Genomic DNA, 19,187 nt, shown 5'->3' on the forward strand with positions numbered 1-19,187 from the left:
GTTTGTCGATTCTTATTAGGTTAAAACAAACGTTGATTATACAAATTTTGCATACAAAACGGCAGTAGACATAATAATTCCTAGTATAACTATAATCGTAAAAACAAAAAACTTCTATCAGTAAATGGCACCATCACAGGTGAAAATAACCCGCGACCCACCCTGTTTTTGCAGCGTTCTGATCCCGCTTCCAAACTTGCAAAAACATAGATAAGGAATGGGGAAAGCCCCATTCCTTATCTATGTTTTTGATTAAGCACTTTACATAAATGATTCAGAAGCTTGTCCATGTTCAGCAAACTTCAATTTGAAACGTATATCGGGTTAATCTTTCTTTTTAGCAATAACGAGTACTTTACCTTTGTCGAGTTCACTCTCGTAGAAGTCCGCTTCGGCTTCGGTAAAGCCCATCGAAACAATTTTGGCCCGGAGTTCATCACCACGTGAGCGGAACAGATTCGCCAAGGAATCAAATACGCCTTCTTCCTTTATGCCAATTTCTTTGGCATCTGCTGTATCGGCAATTCGATCTGTACGATCCTTCTCATGGGCGAGAACAAAGATTTGATCAGCAAGGTATCCGGTAATCTGCAATTCTTTCACCGCTTCTACCGCCTGGACTCCGTTTTCTACCACTTTTGCATAAGCTTGCTCATTGGTTGAATTCATCGTTTCCACTCTCCTCTGATTTAATCTTCTGTATCGAGCTACTTAATATATAACCATACTATATAGGTTTGAAACGATTCAGTAATAACCAATCCTAGGAAACTGTGTCATCAAAAAGATCAATTCCTTCAATCTGCTGAGATCCTGACTTCATATATACCTTCAGAGCCTGGTCTCCACGCAGAAACACTTCTCCGTCCTCTGCCACATAATAAGGTTTCCCGAGAGCATGATGGATCGCTTCAATATTCATCTCAATTCTCTTTCCGTTTAACATGATGTGATTCTCAGATGCATCGATATGCACATATTGAATGACATCCGTATCTTCACACAAGCCAACTTTTACATCATGAAAGTGATATTCAGGACATCCCAGATAAGGATCTTCCTGCTTATGCCCCGGCTGGCCCTTCTTGGCCAACAAATCATCCATGGTGTCATCCAGAGAAATGCCATTCAGAGTCCGAAAATGCTGGAAAGTCTCGGATCGATCAACAGCCAGAGTTACCTCTGACGCCTTCTCTTCCATTGCCGTCCATTGCATATCGTGAGCAGCGGGTACCGCTGCCGGTTGAACGGAAAAGGGAGAAATTACGCTAAACATCACAAGCAGTAGTTTCATCATGATTCTCACCCTTTCATCAGGTTCATCACCGCTCTGAAGGCTTCTTCATGGGTTACAAAGCGGTCATGTTACTTGCGCATCCGTTGCCATACATTCGCTGCAACATCAACATACTTCATCCAGTTTTTCCCGCCCTTTGCTTCACCATTATATGTAGCTTCATAGGATTGCAGGGTACGATCCGTTGATGTAGCAGGCGGTGCAGTTACATGAACCGATTCAGCGTGCTTGGTCTGTTCAGCGTTGTTACGTTTGGTCTGAAATTTCGCCATCAGCGTTGTGGAGACTTGTTTGGCTGCTGCCGTCACTTCATTCAACACTTCACCCAGATTTTCAACAGATTCCATAACAGGATCAATTTTTTTCATTTTGTGTTGTACATCCACCGTAATATCATTGGCATGTCTTACCGTCTGCTTCACTTCATAACTAAGTTCATCAATGGTTTTCTGTACCTCCTGCAATGTCTGTGAGACATTGTCCAAAGAACCCTGAGCGGATTTCAAGGTACGAATTAAAAAGAATACCAGTACTGCAAATGCCACTGCAATCAGGGCCACGCTAATTTGATAGATCATAGAAGAACCTCTCTTTCCATATGTGCATCAGTTTGTTATTGCTATAGTTACCCGGCGATTTCCCGGACGAAACAATATTATATATCCCTTCATATATACCCTCGCTTGGAAAAAAAACCAATGTTTCAAGCGGTTAGCACTCGGTTAAAGTTAGACTACACAAGGCGGTGAGGTGAACACAACTCACTCCACAATCAATTATACGAAAGGATGAATACTTATGTTGAAATGGTCTGTATTATTTCTAATTATTGCACTGGTAGCAGGTATTTTTGGATTCTTCGGTATTGTTGAAGCAGCTGCTTCAATCGCGAAAGTACTCTTCTTCATCTTTGTTGTACTGTTCGTAATCTCCCTGATTACGGGACGCAGCCGAATGCGATAACCTCAGGCTCTGATATGACTGAGTGTTACTAAACGAATACATACAAAAGCCGATCGTGCTACCCAGCCGATTGGCTTTTGTGCGTTCAGGCATAGTTCAACTTTTCTATACTATGTATTGCACTCCCTTCTGCTTTATTCCAATCCGCTCTCATATGAATCCCAAAAAAACAGGACCTTTTTGAGATAGCCAACCCGGTTTTATCCCACTGAAGTATGATATTTACAGGCTTGCTATATACCCACATATGAGCCAGTTGACACTGGAGAATGCAAGAAAATATTGTTATAATTTGTGATTCATAAGGTAGCTTGCTTGGTTACTTTTAACACAGGACAACAAATTACATAACAAACCGAGGAGGAAAAGAAAATGAAAAAAATCGTAAGTTTTGCTGCTGCTTTAACGTTGATGGGTTCGATGGCTGCCGCTGCAGGTGCTGAGGAAGCGGTTACTGGAACGGTAACTCCGGAAACAGGAACTGAGGCTACAACAACGCCAACGACGACGACAACTCCGGCTGTTGAAGTGAACAAACCTGCTGTAGAAACAGTAGAAGGTACTGCTGAGACTGTAACAGGTACAACAACAGACACTACAGGTGCAGAAGGTACTTCAACTACAACTGAAACGCCAGCTACGACTACAGATGACAAAATGTTTGAAGAGCCACTCGTAAAACCAGGTGATGAAGTACTGGCACCAACGATGTTGCTGAACCTTCTGGAGCGCACTTGGTTCTATGATGCACCTAACGGTAAACCAATCGGTGCATTAGGCTCCCAAGTCATCGATACAACAGGTGAAGTGGTTGATGGATTCGATGGCGGCGAGTGGGTACAAGTATACACTTGGAAAGGCAAAGCGTGGATCCACGTTGCCATTCAGTAACATCGTATAATCGTTCTAATGATAAGTAAAGAGGACAGCACGCACAATCGCGGCTGTCCTCTTTTGATTTTCCAAGATGTTCACTCCCTGTTCAAGGGTTCCTTGTGACTTCTTCCGTCTTTGGTTCCACATGTACATGTACATGCATGATGTTATGCGATCGCTTCAACCGCTCTTCAACACGGTCACAGATCTGATGGCCTTCAATCAAGCTTAGGCCTCCGTCCACTTCAATGACTACGTCCACAAGTACATGACTGCCATGCACACGTGCCTTCACGTCTTTGATCATCTCAACACCAGGAACGCGTGCTACTGAGGATCTGAGATCCGTCAGTTCCTTCTGGTCAAATCCATCGGTAAGACGATGTGTAGAATCCCGAAAAATCTCCCAAGCCGTTTTGCAGATCAACAGACCTACAGCAATGGCAGCTACTTTATCCAGCCATGGAAGTCCAAACTGCGCACCTATAATTCCAACTGCAGCGCCTATGCTGACCCAGGCATCCGAACGATTATCTTTCGCCGCAGCCATCAGAGCCTGACTATTAATTTGTTTAGCCAGACGGTGATTGTAACGATATACACCTAACATCACCACAGCACAGACTACAGCCACCGCTGCCGCCCACAGATTTGGAGCAACAAAGGCTCCTTCATACCAGGAGCGAACGGCTTCAACTAATACTTGCAGCCCAACCATAGCCATAATAAATGAAGCCACCAAGGCAGCAACCGTCTCCGCTCTGAAATGACCATAGGCATGATCCGAATCAGGTGGTTTCTGGGAGATCCGAAGCCCGATCAATACAGCAACGGATGCCACAATATCCGTAAGGTTATTAAAACCATCGGCCAGCAAGGCGCTGGAAGCAAATAAATATCCACAGATCAGCTTAAAAGCGGACAAGACGAGATACGCTACGATACTAACCCAAGCCCCTCGTTCCCCTTTTCGAATTTCTTCATAAGCGTTCAAACCGGGCGACACTCCTTTAACGTTTCGTATTACGGTTTTTCCATGTTACCAAATGTGGAGCGTGTGGGTCTACAGAAACAGTGTTGCCAGGCTGCATTGCTGTAGGTAAGCCGAAACAAAGTTTCCAGACGGCAGGGCTGTAGTTAATGAGAAAAAATGTTGGCCTGGGTAAAACCAAAGGTTTTGAGCATTTTATCAGGTTGCCCTTGTGGGGCTTTTATAAAACGTATAAAATAGGTACATCCCGTCCAATCTGGACGGCTCACTGTAAGACCGGGAGGGAAATAACGATGAGCGAAAATAACGAACCGAAAAAGGTCAGTTTGCAGGATGCTATACGCCAAAAGCTGGCGCAGAAGAAAGAACAAGCAAATTCCGGTAACCAATCCAGCGCCTACTTTGAAGGCGGACCTAAAGCGATGAAGAGTCAAAACAACAAAAAGCCTAACAACCAACGTCGCCGTACTGGTGGATCTTAGGTCTTAAAGCCGTAGAGAAACCCATTGAATTACAAAAAGAACCGCAAGCCCTCTTCACAGAGGCTTGCGGTTCTTTGGTGTTCCTATGATAATGTGTGCGGTAGATGATGCTTAGTTTAAGCTTCTACCGGATACATTTTATTGCGCAGTTCTTTGATTTCGTCACTTTCCAGATACTCGTCATAGCTCATTTGGCGATCAATGATGCCATTCGGCGTAATTTCGATAATCCGGTTAGCAATCGTTTGAATGAACTGATGGTCATGGGATGTGAACAGCATTGTGCCGTCAAAATCAATCATACCATTGTTCAGCGCTGTAATGGATTCGAGATCCAAGTGGTTCGTAGGCTCATCCAGAATCAATGCGTTAGCACCAGTCTGCATCATTTTCGCCAGCATACAGCGAACTTTCTCGCCCCCGGAGAGTACACTTGCCTTTTTCAAGGATTCCTCACCTGAGAACAACATACGTCCCAAGAATCCACGCAGATACGTTTCATCCTGATCTTTGGAATATTGACGGAGCCAATCCACAAGAGTCATGTCTACACCGTCAAAATATTTGGAGTTGTCTTTCGGGAAATAAGCTTGAGTTGTAGTTACACCCCAAGTATATTCGCCGCTATCCAATTCCGTTTCACCCATAAGAATATCAAACAAGAGTGACTTGGCATTCCCGTTCGGGCCAACAAATGCGATTTTATCCCCTTTGTTCACGACAAAGCTGATATCATTCAGCATTTTCACACCATCAATGGATTTGCTGATGCGATCTACGGTCAACAATTGTTTACCGGCTTCACGCTCAGGTTTGAAGTTGATAAACGGATATTTACGGTTCGATGGACGAAGGTCATCCAGCGTGATTTTGTCGAGTTGTTTCTTCCGGGAAGTTGCCTGTTTCGATTTCGAGGCATTCGCAGAAAAACGTTGAATAAAGGCTTGAAGCTCTTTAATCTTCTCTTCTTTTTTCTTGTTGGCATCACGTTGCAACGCAAGTGCCAATTGGCTGGACTCGTACCAGAAGTCATAGTTACCTACGTACAACTGGATTTTACCAAAGTCGATATCCGCAATGTGCGTACATACTTTGTTCAGGAAGTGACGGTCATGGGATACCACAATAACAGTACCTTCATAATCCATCAAGAAGTTCTCAAGCCATTGAATGGATTCGAGATCCAAGTGGTTGGTAGGCTCATCGAGCAACAAGTTGTTTGGACGACCAAACAATGCTTGTGCAAGCAGGACACGAACTTTTTCGTTACCACTCAGTTCATTCATTTTCTTATCGTGCATGTCACGGTCGATACCCAGACCGATCAGGAGTGCCGCTGCATCCGGCTCAGCATCCCAGCCATTAAGCTCCGCAAATTCACCTTCAAGCTCACCTGCACGCAGGCCGTCTTCTTCTGTGAAGTCCGCTTTGGCATACAGCGTATCTTTTTCTTTCATAATGGCATAGAGACGACTATGACCCATAATTACCGTTTCGAGAACCGGATACTCATCATATTCAAAGTGGTTTTGCTTCAAAACGGCCATACGTTCGCCCGGGGTGATGTGCACCTCTCCCGAGTTTGATTCAATTTCACCGGACAAAATTTTCAAAAATGTTGATTTACCGGCTCCATTGGCGCCGATGAGGCCGTAACAGTTTCCTGGTGTGAATTTGATATTTACATCTTCAAAAAGTGCACGTTTTCCGTAGCGGAGCGTGATGCCGCTTGTACTGATCATTAAGCATACCATCCTTTATTGGTTAATCTGCATACTGCATGAATAGCAAGTTGCGTAAATCATGGATTCAATATCCCGATGCCTATTCTGGCACCATATTATAACACAAAAAAGCGGCAAATTCGAAAATTGGCCGCTTTTTACTTATTAAAGATTTGGTAAATGTACTGTTCATGCAGGCATATCCCTACATTAACATATTTGGCTCGCTTTTGTTAGTCTTGTTTGCTTTTCTCGTGGTGAATGCGGAGCGTTTCGCCATGACCAAGCACACGAATCCGCTCTTTACCAATGCCTAGCCGTTCACGTTCAACTTCCAGACGATCCAGTGCTTCCTTGGGCGTATCATCCGCCAGCTTGAATGTGCCATAATGCATTGGCACCATGAGCTGTGAACCGGATTCAACGAACCCCTGCAGCGCTTCTTCAGGTGTCACATGCTGAGAAGTCATAAACCACTCCGGATCGTAGGCACCGATGGGCATCAGGGTAACACCAATGTCAAAGCGCTCTCCAATCGTTTTGAAACCCTGGAAGTAACCTGTATCACCCACAAAATACAACACAGGCGGACCGCCTGATGTTTTGGATGTTTCATTCTTCCCTGATTCCGTGGATGATTCATCCTGATTGCTCGTTGTTGCAGCACTTTCCGCTGCTGAAGTCGTTACCGAATGATTCGATTCCAATACATAACCGCCCCAATGGGACGTATTGGTATCAAACAACGTTCGGCGCGTCCAGTGCTGTGCAGGGACAAAAGTTATTTTGACTCCGCCAAGTGTCATATGATCCCACCATTTCATCTCCTGGCATCTATGAAATCCTTTACGAATCATCTTGCGCTTGAGGCCATCAGGTACGATCAGCAACGTCTTGGCGGTAATCAGCTTACGCAAGGAAGCCAGATGCAGATGATCATAGTGGGAATGGGATATCAGAATCACATCCAAAGGTGGAATATCCTGAATCGGAATGCCGGGGGCACCAAGCCTTCGTTGAAATCCCATTTTTTCGGCCCACACCGGGTCAGTCACGATGTTCAATCCATAATATTGAATGAAAAACGTGGAGTGACCAATCCAGGTAATACTTGTGTCATCCCGGTTGGCATGCAGATAATCCAGTTCAGGCGGGTGTTTGGGCACGGTGTAGGAGTAGTCCTTCACTTTATTGCGCCGCTGCTCCCTCCATTGTTTGAATTCCTTCAGCGTTTTGTCCGTACTTACATTATCGATATTGTTATAACGGATTTTCGGCATGAAAGGGCCCTCCTCCCTTCCTCATTTCTTAACAAGAGATTACCCCAAACGGGAATGGACGTACCAGCCAATCAATCCTTTGGGTTCTTACATACGGCCAGATATACAAACAGAAAGACAATAGCAGCCGCAATGATCAGTGGAGGGGCGTACATAATGGTAAATGTCTCAAAAAAGCTCAATCCGGTTATACCGGGTATCCCCGTGACTCCCTCAGTAGTGACCATGAACAGACTCACCCTTTCTTTTTACCAGAATTACCGCGCACATAATTGGCATCAAACAGGAACAGCTTCATAATCAGCACAAGCGAAGGAATGAGCACGAGTAACCCCAGACTAAACGCTGTAATGAGCGCAATCCCCATCGTACGATTCGTAAAGCTGTCGTAAATATTGATGTAAGGATACAGAATGTACGGAAGGTGGGATCGCCCGTAACCATACCAGGCAAAAGCAAACTGAAGCATGACAGCAACAAAACACCAACCTAAATATTTACTTTTCCACACCAGCGACACGGCAATGACAAAACAAATAAACGAAGCGATGAACATCCACGAAATATTCACCATCTGCTCAAAGTGTGCGGGATTCTGTTTGTTAATCTGCAGAAAAGCCAGAAAGCTCGCAAAAATGGTAGGCAAACTCCAGAGCAGCGCGTACTCTCGAAGCACCTCATATGCCGGCTCATCCCCCGCCCGCTTCGCATAATAGGAAAGAAACATCGCCGAGATGTAGAGCACACTAACCAGTGCAAGCAAAACAACCGACCAAGTATAGGGATTCGTCAAAAATTCACGCCAGCGAAAAAACACTTGATCGCCCACCTGCTCAATAATCCCGCCTTCGGATATCGCCAAAATGGTGGAAAATACGGCCGGAATCAGCAATCCCGTCGCCCCGTACAATGCCATGTAAATCCGGCTGTTCTGCCCATGATTGCCATAGGTATTGTAGGCGTAATATACGCCCCGGATCGCAAGCAGTACAATGGCCAGGGAACCCGGAACCAGCAAAGCCGTCCCGTAATAAAAGGCGCTGTCCGGATAAAATCCGACCAGTCCAACCACAAAAAAGATCAAAAACACATTCGTCACTTCCCACACGGGAGACAAGTAGCGCTGAATGATGTTATGAATTTTGTTCTCATGCCCGGTCAAAATGCTGTAAAAGCTGAAGAACCCGGCGCCAAAATCAATCGAAGCAACGATCAGGTAACCGAACAAAAACGTCCACAATATTGCGATGCCTGCAATTTCGAAACTCAATGCACGATCCCTCCTTCAAGCCCCAGAGACTCTAGTTCCTTCTCTGCTTCCTTGTTGCGGAACAGCTTGCTGAGTACCCGAATGCACGAGAAACACAGGATCAGATACAGCAAGATGAACAACACTAACATCCATCCTACCGAAGTTGACGTCGTGGCTGCTTCCGCCACCTTCATATATCCGCGTAAGATCCAAGGCTGCCTGCCAACTTCAGCGAACATCCACCCCAACTCGATCGCAATCATGGCCAGAGGCCCCAGCAAGACGATGCCAAGCAGCAGCCATTTGGGATAGGGCTTGCGCCCTGGCAACCACCGCCGCAGTACATATAACACAGGAATCATCAGAATGATCACTCCCGTTGTGACCTTCAGGTCGAACATATAGTGAATAGACAACGGTGGCCTCAGATCCGCCGGAAATTCTTCGAGACCCTTCACTTCCGTATCGGGACGATTACCCGCCAAAATGCTAAGGGCATACGGTATCTCAATCGCATATTTCACCTCATTGTTCTCATCCAGAATACCGCCATAGACAAGCGGTGCCTCTTTCATCGTCTTGAAATGCCATTCTGCGGCAGCCAGCTTCTCCGGCTGATATTTTGCCAGGAATTTACCGGAGGAATCGCCGATCATGACGGTGCTGATGGCAAATACGAGCGCAGATACCGTCGTGAGTTTCAGTGCTTTTTTGTAATACACATGATCCCGTCCCCGAAGCAAACTAAAGGCGGCGATCCCCGCCAGAATACCTGCACTCAAGGTGTAGGATGAGGCGAGTACATGGGACACTTTGGTTGGCGTTGCCGGATTCAACATGGCAGCAATCGGATGGATGTCCTTCATGATGCCATTAATCAGGGTGAATCCCTGAGGCTGGTTCATGAAGGAGTTCACCGTTGTAATGAAGATCGCAGATGCAGATGAGCCGAGAGCTACCGGAATCAACAGCAGCATATGCGTATATTTCTTTTTGAAACGATCCCACGTATAGAGGTAAATTCCAAGAAAAATCGCCTCTATAAAAAAGGCAAACGTCTCCATGAACAGCGGCAGGGCGATTGCCTGACCCGCTACCCGCATAAACATCGGCCACAGCAGACTGAGCTGTAATCCGATCGAGGTGCCTGTAACAACGCCAACGGCAACGGTGATGACAAAACCTCGCGCCCACCGGCGTGCCAGCAAGGTGTAATGCATATCATTGGTTCGGAGTCCTCGCCACTCGGCCAAGGCAATCATAAGTGGAACACCTACACCGATAGAGGCAAAAATAATGTGTACAAACAAGGTAAGGCCGGTTAGTATCCGGCTGAGCAAAACAGGGTCCAGGGATGACATGGTTACACTCCTCTTTCACATAATCGTTATGTACGACAGCAGTTACTCTGCTTGAACGTGTATCTCAATAACTCATGATTCGGATGATGCTCTTCACAACGGCATACAGCACAACCACAGCTGCAACCAGACAGACGATGATGAGTGTTTTCTCTTGTTTACGGAACATATACCTGCCGTCCTCCTTTTGCATGGGATGCAAATTATGGCTCTATAGACAGTTTGCAAAAGAAGTTGTTTTTTTATCCGGGGAAATTGAAAAACAAAAAAAGCCTTTCCCCTTATCACGCTCACGCGCTGAAGGGCAAAGGCTCTATCCATAGGTCTCGTACATAAACATTATTCATAAAAAAAATGAAATACATTTCTTCATTCTTCATTAAACTCACACCAATACGTCCTGCTTGGGCAGTCGAACCTTGAAGGTACTTCCTTTGTGCGGTGCAGATATAAAGGTCAGTGTACCCTTATGGTCCTCTACAATTTTACGGGAAATGTACAACCCAATTCCTGTTCCACCAATCTGCCGATGATCCGAATTATCGACCCGATAGAATTTGTTGAACAACATGTCCTTCTCTTGCTCCGCAATACCTATTCCGTAGTCACGCACATCAAGACATAACCATTCCTCTTCTTCCCATAACGTAACATCAATACGATCGGCTCCCGGAGAATACTTGACTGCATTGCCCACCAGATTATGCAGAACCTGAACCATCCTGTTCTGGTCCGCATAAGCAAAAAAGTCTCCATTAAACGTATGCACGTAGATACGTTGGGCAGACTTCATATTCCACTGTTCGGCAACCCCTTCTACCAACTCAACCAGCGGTACATACGTCATGTGGTAAGTCATACCTTCGTTGTCGAGCCGCTGAATATCGAGTACATCATCGAGCAAACTGCTCAGCCGCTTGCCCTCCGAAGAGATGGTCTGCATGAATTCCCGCTGTTGAGCTGCCGGAAGGTCATACATCATCATTAATTCCACATATCCCATAATGGTGGCTACAGGCGTTCGAAGTTCATGAGATACCACACTGATCAGCTCATTTTTCATCCGATCCAGCCGTTCTTCTCCTGTCCGGTCACGGAACACCAGCAGAAACCCATGGTTTTTACCCGGGACATCCATCTGCTTCATGTACAAGGAAAACACACTTTTATCCACATTATTAAATATAAATTCAGTCTCGATAAACGCCGTTTCTCCATTCAGGAATGCTCTCGTCTGTTCCATCAGATTGAAGTTGTCCGTTAATACCATCGTATCAATCGCCTGCGCCAAATCTTCAATGGATCTGCCCATAAAATCACCCAAACCAAACATCTCTTCTATCCTTCGGTTGACGATGGTTATGGTCCCTAATCGATCAGACATCACGAGCCCTTCTCGTACAGATTCAATAAATTGCTCACTGATATCTCGCTGTTCCTGAATGGCAATCTTCTCATTGAACAACTCTGAGTTCAGCTTCTCCAGCGCAAGGGCATGACGTACACGATCTTCTTCTGCTCTGGTCCGCTCTGTAATATCCTTAATAAACAGGTTATATAATGTCTCATTTTTGCCCAACTGGATCTCAACAATTTTGTACTCTATCGGAAATACGGAACCATCCCGTCGGATACCTGAAATTTCTTCAACGATGGTGTATCTTTTACCTTCAACATATTCAAATCGCTCCAGCAGATTCTTAATCTCCTTGCAGCTGGCTCCTTGGAAAAGAGATGGAACTTCCTTGTGCAGGATCACTTCTTCCCGACGCAATCCAAACATTCTTTCCGCCTCCGGATTAAACTCAACGATCACCCCATTGGAGTCTACAGCGATAATCGCATCAATAGAGGATTCAATAATGGCACGTTTGACCTCTTCACTATTCTTGAGTTCCTTGGTACGCTCAATAACCCTGTCCTCAAGCGTTAACTTGTCGTGACGAATCTGTTCGAATTGTTCCAGCAGCACATCGGCCATTTTGCGCAAATTACCAATCAGGATCTGTACTTCGGTTACATGGCTGGTTGGCCACTCCATCTTCCCATTTCGAAACAGCAGTCTCGGAAGAGAGCCTGTCATTCGGGTCAGTCTTAACAGCGGGCTAACAACCTTACTGCTGAGAGGAGCCGCTACGATCATGGAAGCCACGATGATGATGAACAGGGATTGCAGCGTGGTCAGATAAATGGATTCGATTCGGGGGTAATACTTGGACGAGTCGGTCACAATGAATACCCGATAAGGTGTTAACCTTGTCATTTCTGCTTCATAGATAAAAGAGGCTTGTTTCCAGTGATTCAATACATCGCTGTAATGGATATTTGCGGAACTTAACAGAAAGAGGTTATCCCTTGATTTCAGAAGACGGAATCCGTCCATGTCCAGGTAATCGCCCGCCTGAAGTGTATTCAATCCAGAAGCCACGACTGTATCATTGCGATCCAGCAGAATCACATTCACACCCAGTAGATGATGATAACGCGCCATATTCTGATCCATATTCTCAGAGGTAACATACTCTTCATCAATATCCTGAACAACCGCAGTCGCTGCATATTTCATATCACGTAATATGGCATCATTCATTTGACCCAATTGTCTACGGCTATCTGCGGATAACAGTACGAGAGAAACAAATACCACAAAGGCGACTACGTATTTAAACGCAATTCTTGTTAATGGAATAGTTCCCGTGCGTTTTGATTTATGTTCACCCGTGGTGATCCAAAAATCAACCACAATTCCCGCGATCAACGCATTCACCATACCAATTACAGCAATATACATATACTCATACTTCAAATCGTCTATATCTAAACCCAACATAAAATGCCCGGCATAGATAACAGGAAGTAACATCACTACCCAAAAGACAGCATTAGCCTTGATTAGGCTGCCATTCTTCCAACGGATCTGCCAAACGAGCATCCAGATTAATTCCAAGAAGTGGGCAAGCATTACAGTTAAATTGTGCGGCACAAAGCCGACAAAGACGGTATTCAGCAGATGGATGACTGTAAGGGTGACAAATCCATAGATGGCCCCATGCAAACGAAGAGCAACGAGTGCTGCTGCGCTACCAATCATAAACTGTACACCATAGAATAAAGTAAGCGGAAAAATGGTGCTTAATGAGCCCAGAATGATCAGAATGCTGGTCCCAATCCAGGGTATTCTCAGCTTCAACACGACCCAATCCAGCATTTGTCTTGCCTTTATACGATCCATAAGCAATTGCCCTCATGGATCATTTTTTCTTCTGTTTTCAACAACAACGTTGGTTCCCCCTATAAACTTAAGCGGATACAATATTACTTTTTTCCCCTTAACTCGTTCTGATCCATTATACTGTAATTAGTACTTGGTGTAGATTTGGGAAATTCTGATTGATCGGCAACCAAACTGCATTCATGCTAAAATATTGAAGTTCATTCAAAAAGCTTATTTTTTCTCTACATATACATCCTATATTTTGGGATAGAAACATTAAAAAATTTGCGGCATTTATTCGCAATTCACCTTGTTTTTTTAGCATTTTCTTAACATATTATTTTCACCAGGAGTGTGACCCTATGACTATCAAAGTACTTCTTATAGAAGATGAGAAAAATCTGGCCGACATGATTGCTTTCTTTCTTGAGGAGGAAGGATACATCACTGAACGGGTTCATCATGCCCGCGAGGCACTTCAACTGTTTCCACAATTCCAGCCGGATATTGTTGTAACGGATCTCATGCTTCCTGAAATGGATGGAAATGATCTCGTAGAAGCCTTTCGCCAGCACTCCACTGTGCCCATTCTGATGATCTCGGCAAGCACCATGCTGAATGATCGACTTCGCGCATTGCATAATGGTGCGGATGACTTTCTGTGCAAACCATTTAGTTTGAAAGAGTTGGATGCCCGGATTAAAGCACTGCTGCGAAGATCAATCATTTCCTATAAGGATAAACCGGTAAAAGAAGATAAGCAGGCAGAGGTTACTGGACATGTGAATGTGAATGAGTACAGAAGAACCCTGTTTGTGGATGGCGTTGAAATCGAGGTCACTCATATTGAGTTTGAGATTATGAAGGAATTGTACCGCAATCCGGGTAAAGTGTTCACCCGCAATGAACTGATGGATCGGATCAAAGGCTCCGAACGCGCCTATCTGGATCGTACCATTGATGTTCATATCTCAAGTCTGCGTAAAAAAATTGAGCCTGACCCCAAGAACCCACGTTATATTAAGACGGTTTGGGGAACAGGCTATAAATATGTGATCTAATACGATCGTAACGCTTGAAAGTTAAACACCTTTGGCCATATCCCTCTTTTATCTCATGGATAAGATGGGTGGTATGGCTATTTCTGATTTATGGATAGACGAAGAATGCAACCAACTCTCCATATCCTTGATTAGTTGATTCGGGTCTTGCTCGTTCCAGAGAATCATCTTCATCTCACCTGTACCTGTAATCTCTTGCAGGTGACGCTTCCGAATAAGGGATTTGAAATCCGTAATGACCAGTAAAGGAAGTTGTGGCATAAAAGCCCGAATGGCATTTGCTGCTGACACCGCTTCTTCGGCAACCTGATAATCAACAATACAATAACGGGCATTTTCCCAATTTCCCCGATGTGTTTCTATCGCAGAACCAGATGTTGAGTCCTCCATCCAGTTCCTGAACAATTGAATAATATTCTCATATGCAATACGACGTTTTCCATCCGAGAGCACGGTAATGGGTTCCATAGGTATAACCTCCAGTTGATTCTTATCTTTATTGTGCCAATTTTCGTTTAAAAATGTTTGTGCGTGAACATGAAAGAAGTGTTAACAAATTTCGTACTTCTTCACATTAAGTGTTAGAAACGTCCACTACACTTCTGGATGATTTCGCAGATTCCACACATTGATGTAAAATAGAGAAATACCCGTGTGATTTAATTTACGGGAAGTTAAAGATGAATCTGGTACCATAGGAGGTTACATTGATGAATATTGTTTCCATTGAACCAACACCGAGTCCAAATACGATGATGCTACATCTCGATGAACGTCTGGAGGACGGAATTCGCAAAACATATACACTGGACAACGAACGATCTGCTCCGGCGTTCATTCGCCAGATGCTTCATATTCCCGGTGTAAAGAGTGTGTTCCACACAACAGACTTTGTCGCACTTGATCGTAAAGGGAATGCCGACTGGTCCGTTATCTTGGGCGAAGTCCAAAATCGCCTTGGACAGCAAGGCATCGATCTGGACTGGATTGAATCCGAAGATGGTTCAGGCGAGCACTTCGGAGAAGCACAGGTATTTGTACAATTCTTCCGAGGTGTACCGATGCAAATTAGGGTCAAGGCCGGGGTCAAGGAAGAACGAATCTCGTTGTCAGACCGTTTTGTCAAAGCCGTGACAGAAGTCGCCAGTGCAACGATGATCAAAGAACGTAAACTGAGCGATTATGGTGTTCGATATGGTGAATTGCCTGATATTGCACGGGAAGTCGAGCAGGAATTGGAAGCTGCTTACCCCCCGGAACGGCTGGAGCAGGTCATCAAACAGGCCATTGAACATGGTACCAAATCCGAAGAGTTCGTCGAGCGCCGCCGTGAATTGGATGGAGCCGAACTTGAAGAGGCTTTGCGAAACGAGGACTGGAATGTTCGCTATGCGGCATTTGACGGCATGGAGCCTACGGCAGAAAGACTGCCTCTCGTAGCCCATGCCTTGCATGACAACAAAATGCAGATACGTCGCTTGGCTGTCGTATACCTGGGTGACATTCGTACACCGGAAGCGATGGAATTGCTGTATGAAGCACTTCAGGACAGTTCTCCTGCGGTACGCCGGACTGCCGGCGATACCTTGTCTGATATCGGCGATCCTGCCGCTACTCCAGCCATGACAGCAACGTTATCCGATAAAAGTAAACTTGTACGCTGGCGTGCAGCACGTTTTCTCTATGAGGTCGGAACTGAAGAAGCAGAGCAAGCATTGCGCGTTGCAGCCGATGATCCTGAATTTGAAGTCAGCCTACAGGCCAAGATGGCTCTGGAGCGGATCGAATCGGGCGAACAGGCCGCTGGAACGGTATGGCAGCAGATGGCTGGCCGTAACAAAAAAGAGGAATAGTCGTCTCTCAGACCTCACATCCAACAATTGTTATTGCACTGGAAAACCATGCGCGTTATACTGATTGTCTGTTTACTAAACAGGACACACGGTGTTAAGTTGTGTTGTTCATAATTTCATAGACAATAGATACACCTCATCCATTGATGGTGAGGTAGAGGTCGCGGGTGCGATCAGTACGCTGATGGAGGCGCTAAGGAGCCGCTTATGAGATCAGCCGAAAGGTGTACCCGCCGAAGCTCGCTGGACGTTCCTTATACGGTTCAGTGAGCTGGGGCTGCTGTCGAAAGGCGCAGAACTGTCACAGAAGTACATTTCCTTTATATAAAGGTATGAATTCTTCTGTGTTGAGCTATCTTAATCATCTGGGACATGGTGCGGACATTGAAATATTAAAGACCGCAGGCTGATGCCTGTGGTCTTTTTGTTTTTATGAATTCAAGTATCGCAAACATCAGTATATCGAATGAAGGAGTGTTTCCATGCAAGACCGCAGTAACCCAACAACAACAACTGGACCTTCCCTGAAAAAAGGTTTACGCGCACGCCATATGACGATGATCGCCCTCGGTGGCTCGATTGGTACCGGGCTGTTTCTCGCAAGTGGTACCGCCATCTCAACCGCAGGCCCTGGTGGAGCATTAATTGCCTATGTGGCCGTTGGCATCATGGTTTATTTCCTAATGACCAGCCTTGGTGAGCTTGCTACCTTTATGCCGGACTCCGGTTCATTTAATACGTATGCCGCACGTTTTGTCGATCCTGCTCTCGGGTTCGCCATGGGCTGGAACTTTTGGTACAACTGGGCGGTAACCATTGCAGCAGAGCTTGCTGCCGCTACTGTACTCATTAAATACTGGTTCCCCGACAGTTCATCCATGTTATGGAGCTTATTGTTCCTCGTGCTGATCTTTTCCTTGAACGTGTTGTCTGTTAAAGGCTATGGAGAGTCCGAGTACTGGTTCGCCATTATCAAAGTCGCTACTGTTATCATCTTCCTGGCCGTTGGTGTGCTCATGATCTTTGGTATTATGGGCGGAGAAGCGGTTGGTTTCAGCAACTTCACCATCGGTGATGCGCCTATCCATGGCGGATTCTTCGCCGTGCTTGGTGTATTCATGGCTGCGGGATTTTCATTCCAAGGTACCGAGCTTATCGGGGTAGCCGCCGGTGAAAGTGAAAACCCGCGCGAAAATGTACCTCGTGCAATTCGTCAGGTATTTTGGCGCATTCTGATTTTTTACATTTTGGCGATTACCGTAATCAGTCTGATCATCCCGTATACGCATCCGAATCTGCTCAAAGGTGATCTGGAAAATATCGGTGTCAGCCCGTTCACACTGGTGTTTGAGAAAGCTGGCCTCGCCATTGCGGCTTCGGTCATGAATGCTGTTATTCTGACTTCTGTACTCTCTGCCGGAAACTCAGGTATGTACGCTTCGAGCCGTGTTCTCTATGCCCTTGCCCGAGACGGTAAAGCCCCTCGTTTCCTCGGCAAGCTGAACAAAAAAGGCATTCCAATGAATGCACTTTTGCTTACAACAGCCGTTGGTATGTTGGCATTCCTTGCCTCCCTGTTCGGTGATGGGATTGTGTACACCTGGTTGTTGAATGCATCCGGTATGTGTGGTTTTATCACTTGGCTGGGCATCGCTATCAGTCATTATCGCTTCCGTCGTGCATACGTTGCACAAGGCAGGGATCTGAGCGATCTGCCTTACCGTGCACGTTGGTTCCCGTTTGGGCCGATCTTTGCTTTTGTCCTGTGTATTATCGTGATCATCGGACAGAACTACCAGGCATTCACGGGTGATCAGATCGACTGGAGTGGAGCCATCGTTGCCTACCTGAGCGTACCCCTGTTCCTGGTGTTGTGGCTCGGTTACAAATGGATCAAAAAGACCAAAGTGGTGCCGTTACAGGAATGTGATTTCACACCTACCGATTCACCAGCTGATAAATAGTGGATATTTAATAAAACCTCCCCGTGGCGTTGCAGTTTTCCTACTGTGGCGAAACGGGGAGGTTTTGTTTTGGATCCGCTTCCCCCTTCGAACATTCCTGAACGTCCTTTCGTCCCTGTCCATATTTTGTATAGGTCGGTAAGTAGAATAGAGAAAGGTATACTATTTTTCTTGGACAACGGGAGTTGATGTATAATGAAAAAATTCTCTATTCTGCTCGTTCTATTGGGCATCCTGATCATCAGCTTTCCTTTCCTGCGGGAAACGTATTATGACTGGCAGCAAACCCGTGTCATGAACGATCTGGAGCAATTGCAAAACGGCTTGTCTAAGCTTAATCACTCCTTCGAACAAGGCATACAGGATGTAGCTTCTGCCGAGCCGACTACTGACAATACAGGTACAGTGCAAGAGGCCTCCTCGGATACGTTGGGGGTGCTATCGATTGACAAGATTGATGTCCGCTTACCGATTCTGGAGGGTGCAACGGAAGCCAACATGAAGGTAGCTGCAACCCATCTTGTTGAAACCACCCGTATCGGGAACAAAGGTAATGCCGCCATAGCTGCTCATCGCGCCCACAAAAAAGGACGGCTGTTCAATCGTCTGGGAGAACTCCAGATTGGTGATTCAATGGAAGTCACCCTGGCAAATCGAACGATTATCCAATACAAGGTAGATCAGATATCCGTTGTGGAGCCAACTGACTTATCTGTGCTGGAAGATCCCGGGCTTGGACAGGTCCTTACCCTGATTACCTGTGATCCACTCGTCAATCCAACACATCGCCTAATTGTAAGAGCTATTGCAGTGAAACCAAATGTTACGGGGACCTGATCCTTCCTAAATATCACCAAAAAATACCCTCT

The 19,187-nt window shown here is 45.6% G+C and carries 18 protein-coding genes and 1 riboswitch; of the genes, 7 read left to right on the forward strand and 11 right to left on the reverse strand.

The annotated features are described in order from the left end of the window. Positions 1-324: 324 nt before the first annotated feature. The 3 genes from MHI12_RS25825 to MHI12_RS25835 all read right to left on the reverse strand — a co-directional run bounded on the left by MHI12_RS25825 (position 325) and on the right by MHI12_RS25835 (position 1,875). Positions 325-669, reverse strand: a complete 345-nt coding sequence (locus tag MHI12_RS25825) for a general stress protein (RefSeq protein WP_017692267.1) — start codon at positions 667-669, stop codon at positions 325-327. Positions 670-763: 94 nt separating this feature from the next. Continuing rightward, on the reverse strand, positions 764-1,297 hold the full coding sequence (locus tag MHI12_RS25830) for a hypothetical protein (protein ID WP_091019329.1): 534 nt from the start codon (positions 1,295-1,297) through the stop codon (positions 764-766). 68 nt (positions 1,298-1,365) lie between these two features. Then, entirely contained in the window at positions 1,366-1,875 is a 510-nt protein-coding gene (locus MHI12_RS25835) for a DUF948 domain-containing protein (RefSeq protein ID WP_341008897.1), read from the reverse strand. Positions 1,876-2,095: 220 nt separating this feature from the next. On the opposite strand from MHI12_RS25835, the gene MHI12_RS25840 reads away from it, so the two are divergent. Continuing rightward, a complete protein-coding gene (locus MHI12_RS25840; RefSeq protein WP_017692264.1) occupies positions 2,096-2,260 on the forward strand; it encodes a DUF1328 domain-containing protein in 165 nt (54 codons plus the stop codon). A 372-nt stretch (positions 2,261-2,632) separates the two neighbouring features. Continuing rightward, positions 2,633-3,151: a hypothetical protein gene (locus tag MHI12_RS25845; protein ID WP_124118117.1), complete on the forward strand. Its 519-nt coding sequence runs from the start codon at positions 2,633-2,635 to the stop codon at positions 3,149-3,151. 91 nt (positions 3,152-3,242) lie between these two features. On the opposite strand, the gene MHI12_RS25850 is transcribed toward MHI12_RS25845, so the two are convergent. Next, entirely contained in the window at positions 3,243-4,130 is an 888-nt protein-coding gene (locus tag MHI12_RS25850; RefSeq protein ID WP_211084395.1) for a cation diffusion facilitator family transporter, read from the reverse strand. Between the two features lie 290 nt (positions 4,131-4,420). Between MHI12_RS25850 and MHI12_RS25855 the strand changes: the two genes are divergently transcribed. Further along, complete coding sequence (locus MHI12_RS25855) at positions 4,421-4,609, forward strand: hypothetical protein (RefSeq protein ID WP_017692261.1); 189 nt, start codon at positions 4,421-4,423, stop codon at positions 4,607-4,609. Positions 4,610-4,725: 116 nt separating this feature from the next. On the opposite strand, the gene MHI12_RS25860 is transcribed toward MHI12_RS25855, so the two are convergent. The 6 genes from MHI12_RS25860 to MHI12_RS25885 all read right to left on the reverse strand — a co-directional run bounded on the left by MHI12_RS25860 (position 4,726) and on the right by MHI12_RS25885 (position 13,458). Next, positions 4,726-6,351: an ABC-F family ATP-binding cassette domain-containing protein gene (locus MHI12_RS25860; protein ID WP_091038559.1), complete on the reverse strand. Its 1,626-nt coding sequence runs from the start codon at positions 6,349-6,351 to the stop codon at positions 4,726-4,728. Positions 6,352-6,566: 215 nt separating this feature from the next. Next, the gene (locus MHI12_RS25865; protein WP_341008900.1) at positions 6,567-7,613 is read right to left on the reverse strand and encodes an MBL fold metallo-hydrolase; all 1,047 of its coding nucleotides are present in this window, start codon (positions 7,611-7,613) and stop codon (positions 6,567-6,569) included. A 71-nt stretch (positions 7,614-7,684) separates the two neighbouring features. Further along, positions 7,685-7,840 (reverse strand): cytochrome bd oxidase small subunit CydS, encoded by a 156-nt coding sequence (gene cydS / locus MHI12_RS25870; RefSeq protein WP_211084397.1) that lies wholly within the window; start codon positions 7,838-7,840, stop codon positions 7,685-7,687. Between the two features lie 8 nt (positions 7,841-7,848). Further along, entirely contained in the window at positions 7,849-8,883 is a 1,035-nt protein-coding gene (locus tag MHI12_RS25875; RefSeq protein ID WP_076212671.1) for a cytochrome d ubiquinol oxidase subunit II, read from the reverse strand. Then, entirely contained in the window at positions 8,880-10,226 is a 1,347-nt protein-coding gene (locus MHI12_RS25880; RefSeq protein ID WP_036606964.1) for a cytochrome ubiquinol oxidase subunit I, read from the reverse strand. The genes MHI12_RS25875 and MHI12_RS25880 overlap by 4 nt, the downstream gene beginning before the upstream one ends. Before the next feature lie 385 nt (positions 10,227-10,611). Next, positions 10,612-13,458: an ATP-binding protein gene (locus tag MHI12_RS25885; RefSeq protein WP_405170703.1), complete on the reverse strand. Its 2,847-nt coding sequence runs from the start codon at positions 13,456-13,458 to the stop codon at positions 10,612-10,614. A gap of 344 nt (positions 13,459-13,802) precedes the next feature. On the opposite strand from MHI12_RS25885, the gene MHI12_RS25890 reads away from it, so the two are divergent. Continuing rightward, positions 13,803-14,501 (forward strand): response regulator transcription factor, encoded by a 699-nt coding sequence (locus tag MHI12_RS25890; RefSeq protein WP_036668013.1) that lies wholly within the window; start codon positions 13,803-13,805, stop codon positions 14,499-14,501. Positions 14,502-14,549: 48 nt separating this feature from the next. Here the strand turns inward: MHI12_RS25890 and MHI12_RS25895 are convergent, their stop codons facing one another. Further along, a complete protein-coding gene (locus MHI12_RS25895) occupies positions 14,550-14,969 on the reverse strand; it encodes a hypothetical protein (protein WP_405170704.1) in 420 nt (139 codons plus the stop codon). Positions 14,970-15,211: 242 nt separating this feature from the next. Here MHI12_RS25895 and MHI12_RS25900 point away from each other — a divergent pair, with 242 nt between their 5' ends. The 3 genes from MHI12_RS25900 to MHI12_RS25910 all read left to right on the forward strand — a co-directional run bounded on the left by MHI12_RS25900 (position 15,212) and on the right by MHI12_RS25910 (position 19,155). Then, entirely contained in the window at positions 15,212-16,354 is a 1,143-nt protein-coding gene (locus MHI12_RS25900; protein ID WP_047841582.1) for a virulence factor, read from the forward strand. Positions 16,355-16,501: 147 nt separating this feature from the next. Continuing rightward, positions 16,502-16,717, forward strand: a riboswitch (Lysine riboswitch). 119 nt (positions 16,718-16,836) lie between these two features. Beyond that, the gene (locus MHI12_RS25905; protein WP_282320220.1) at positions 16,837-18,318 is read left to right on the forward strand and encodes an amino acid permease; all 1,482 of its coding nucleotides are present in this window, start codon (positions 16,837-16,839) and stop codon (positions 18,316-18,318) included. 195 nt (positions 18,319-18,513) lie between these two features. Continuing rightward, positions 18,514-19,155 carry a class D sortase gene (locus tag MHI12_RS25910; protein ID WP_405170705.1) on the forward strand — a complete coding sequence of 214 codons (642 nt, stop codon included), beginning with the start codon at positions 18,514-18,516 and terminating at the stop codon, positions 19,153-19,155. Positions 19,156-19,187: the final 32 nt, after the last annotated feature.

The sequence above is a fragment of the Paenibacillus sp. FSL H8-0280 genome (assembly GCF_045040665.1).
Lineage (GTDB): Bacteria > Bacillota > Bacilli > Paenibacillales > Paenibacillaceae > Paenibacillus > Paenibacillus xylanexedens_A.

Bases quoted from the DNA above. Each gene is read 5' to 3' on its own strand.
- MHI12_RS25825 (WP_017692267.1), bottom strand. From the start codon at position 669: ATGAATTCAACCAATGAGCAAGCTTATGCAAAAGTGGTAGAAAACGGA.
- MHI12_RS25830 (WP_091019329.1), bottom strand. From the start codon at position 1,297: ATGATGAAACTACTGCTTGTGATGTTTAGCGTAATTTCTCCCTTTTCC.
- MHI12_RS25835 (WP_341008897.1), bottom strand. From the start codon at position 1,875: ATGATCTATCAAATTAGCGTGGCCCTGATTGCAGTGGCATTTGCAGTA.
- MHI12_RS25840 (WP_017692264.1), top strand. From the start codon at position 2,096: ATGTTGAAATGGTCTGTATTATTTCTAATTATTGCACTGGTAGCAGGT.
- MHI12_RS25845 (WP_124118117.1), top strand. From the start codon at position 2,633: ATGAAAAAAATCGTAAGTTTTGCTGCTGCTTTAACGTTGATGGGTTCG.
- MHI12_RS25855 (WP_017692261.1), top strand. From the start codon at position 4,421: ATGAGCGAAAATAACGAACCGAAAAAGGTCAGTTTGCAGGATGCTATA.
- MHI12_RS25860 (WP_091038559.1), bottom strand. From the start codon at position 6,351: ATGATCAGTACAAGCGGCATCACGCTCCGCTACGGAAAACGTGCACTT.
- MHI12_RS25865 (WP_341008900.1), bottom strand. From the start codon at position 7,613: ATGCCGAAAATCCGTTATAACAATATCGATAATGTAAGTACGGACAAA.
- cydS (WP_211084397.1), bottom strand. From the start codon at position 7,840: ATGGTCACTACTGAGGGAGTCACGGGGATACCCGGTATAACCGGATTG.
- MHI12_RS25880 (WP_036606964.1), bottom strand. From the start codon at position 10,226: ATGTCATCCCTGGACCCTGTTTTGCTCAGCCGGATACTAACCGGCCTT.
- MHI12_RS25885 (WP_405170703.1), bottom strand. From the start codon at position 13,458: ATGGATCGTATAAAGGCAAGACAAATGCTGGATTGGGTCGTGTTGAAG.
- MHI12_RS25890 (WP_036668013.1), top strand. From the start codon at position 13,803: ATGACTATCAAAGTACTTCTTATAGAAGATGAGAAAAATCTGGCCGAC.
- MHI12_RS25895 (WP_405170704.1), bottom strand. From the start codon at position 14,969: ATGGAACCCATTACCGTGCTCTCGGATGGAAAACGTCGTATTGCATAT.
- MHI12_RS25900 (WP_047841582.1), top strand. From the start codon at position 15,212: ATGAATATTGTTTCCATTGAACCAACACCGAGTCCAAATACGATGATG.
- MHI12_RS25905 (WP_282320220.1), top strand. From the start codon at position 16,837: ATGCAAGACCGCAGTAACCCAACAACAACAACTGGACCTTCCCTGAAA.
- MHI12_RS25910 (WP_405170705.1), top strand. From the start codon at position 18,514: ATGAAAAAATTCTCTATTCTGCTCGTTCTATTGGGCATCCTGATCATC.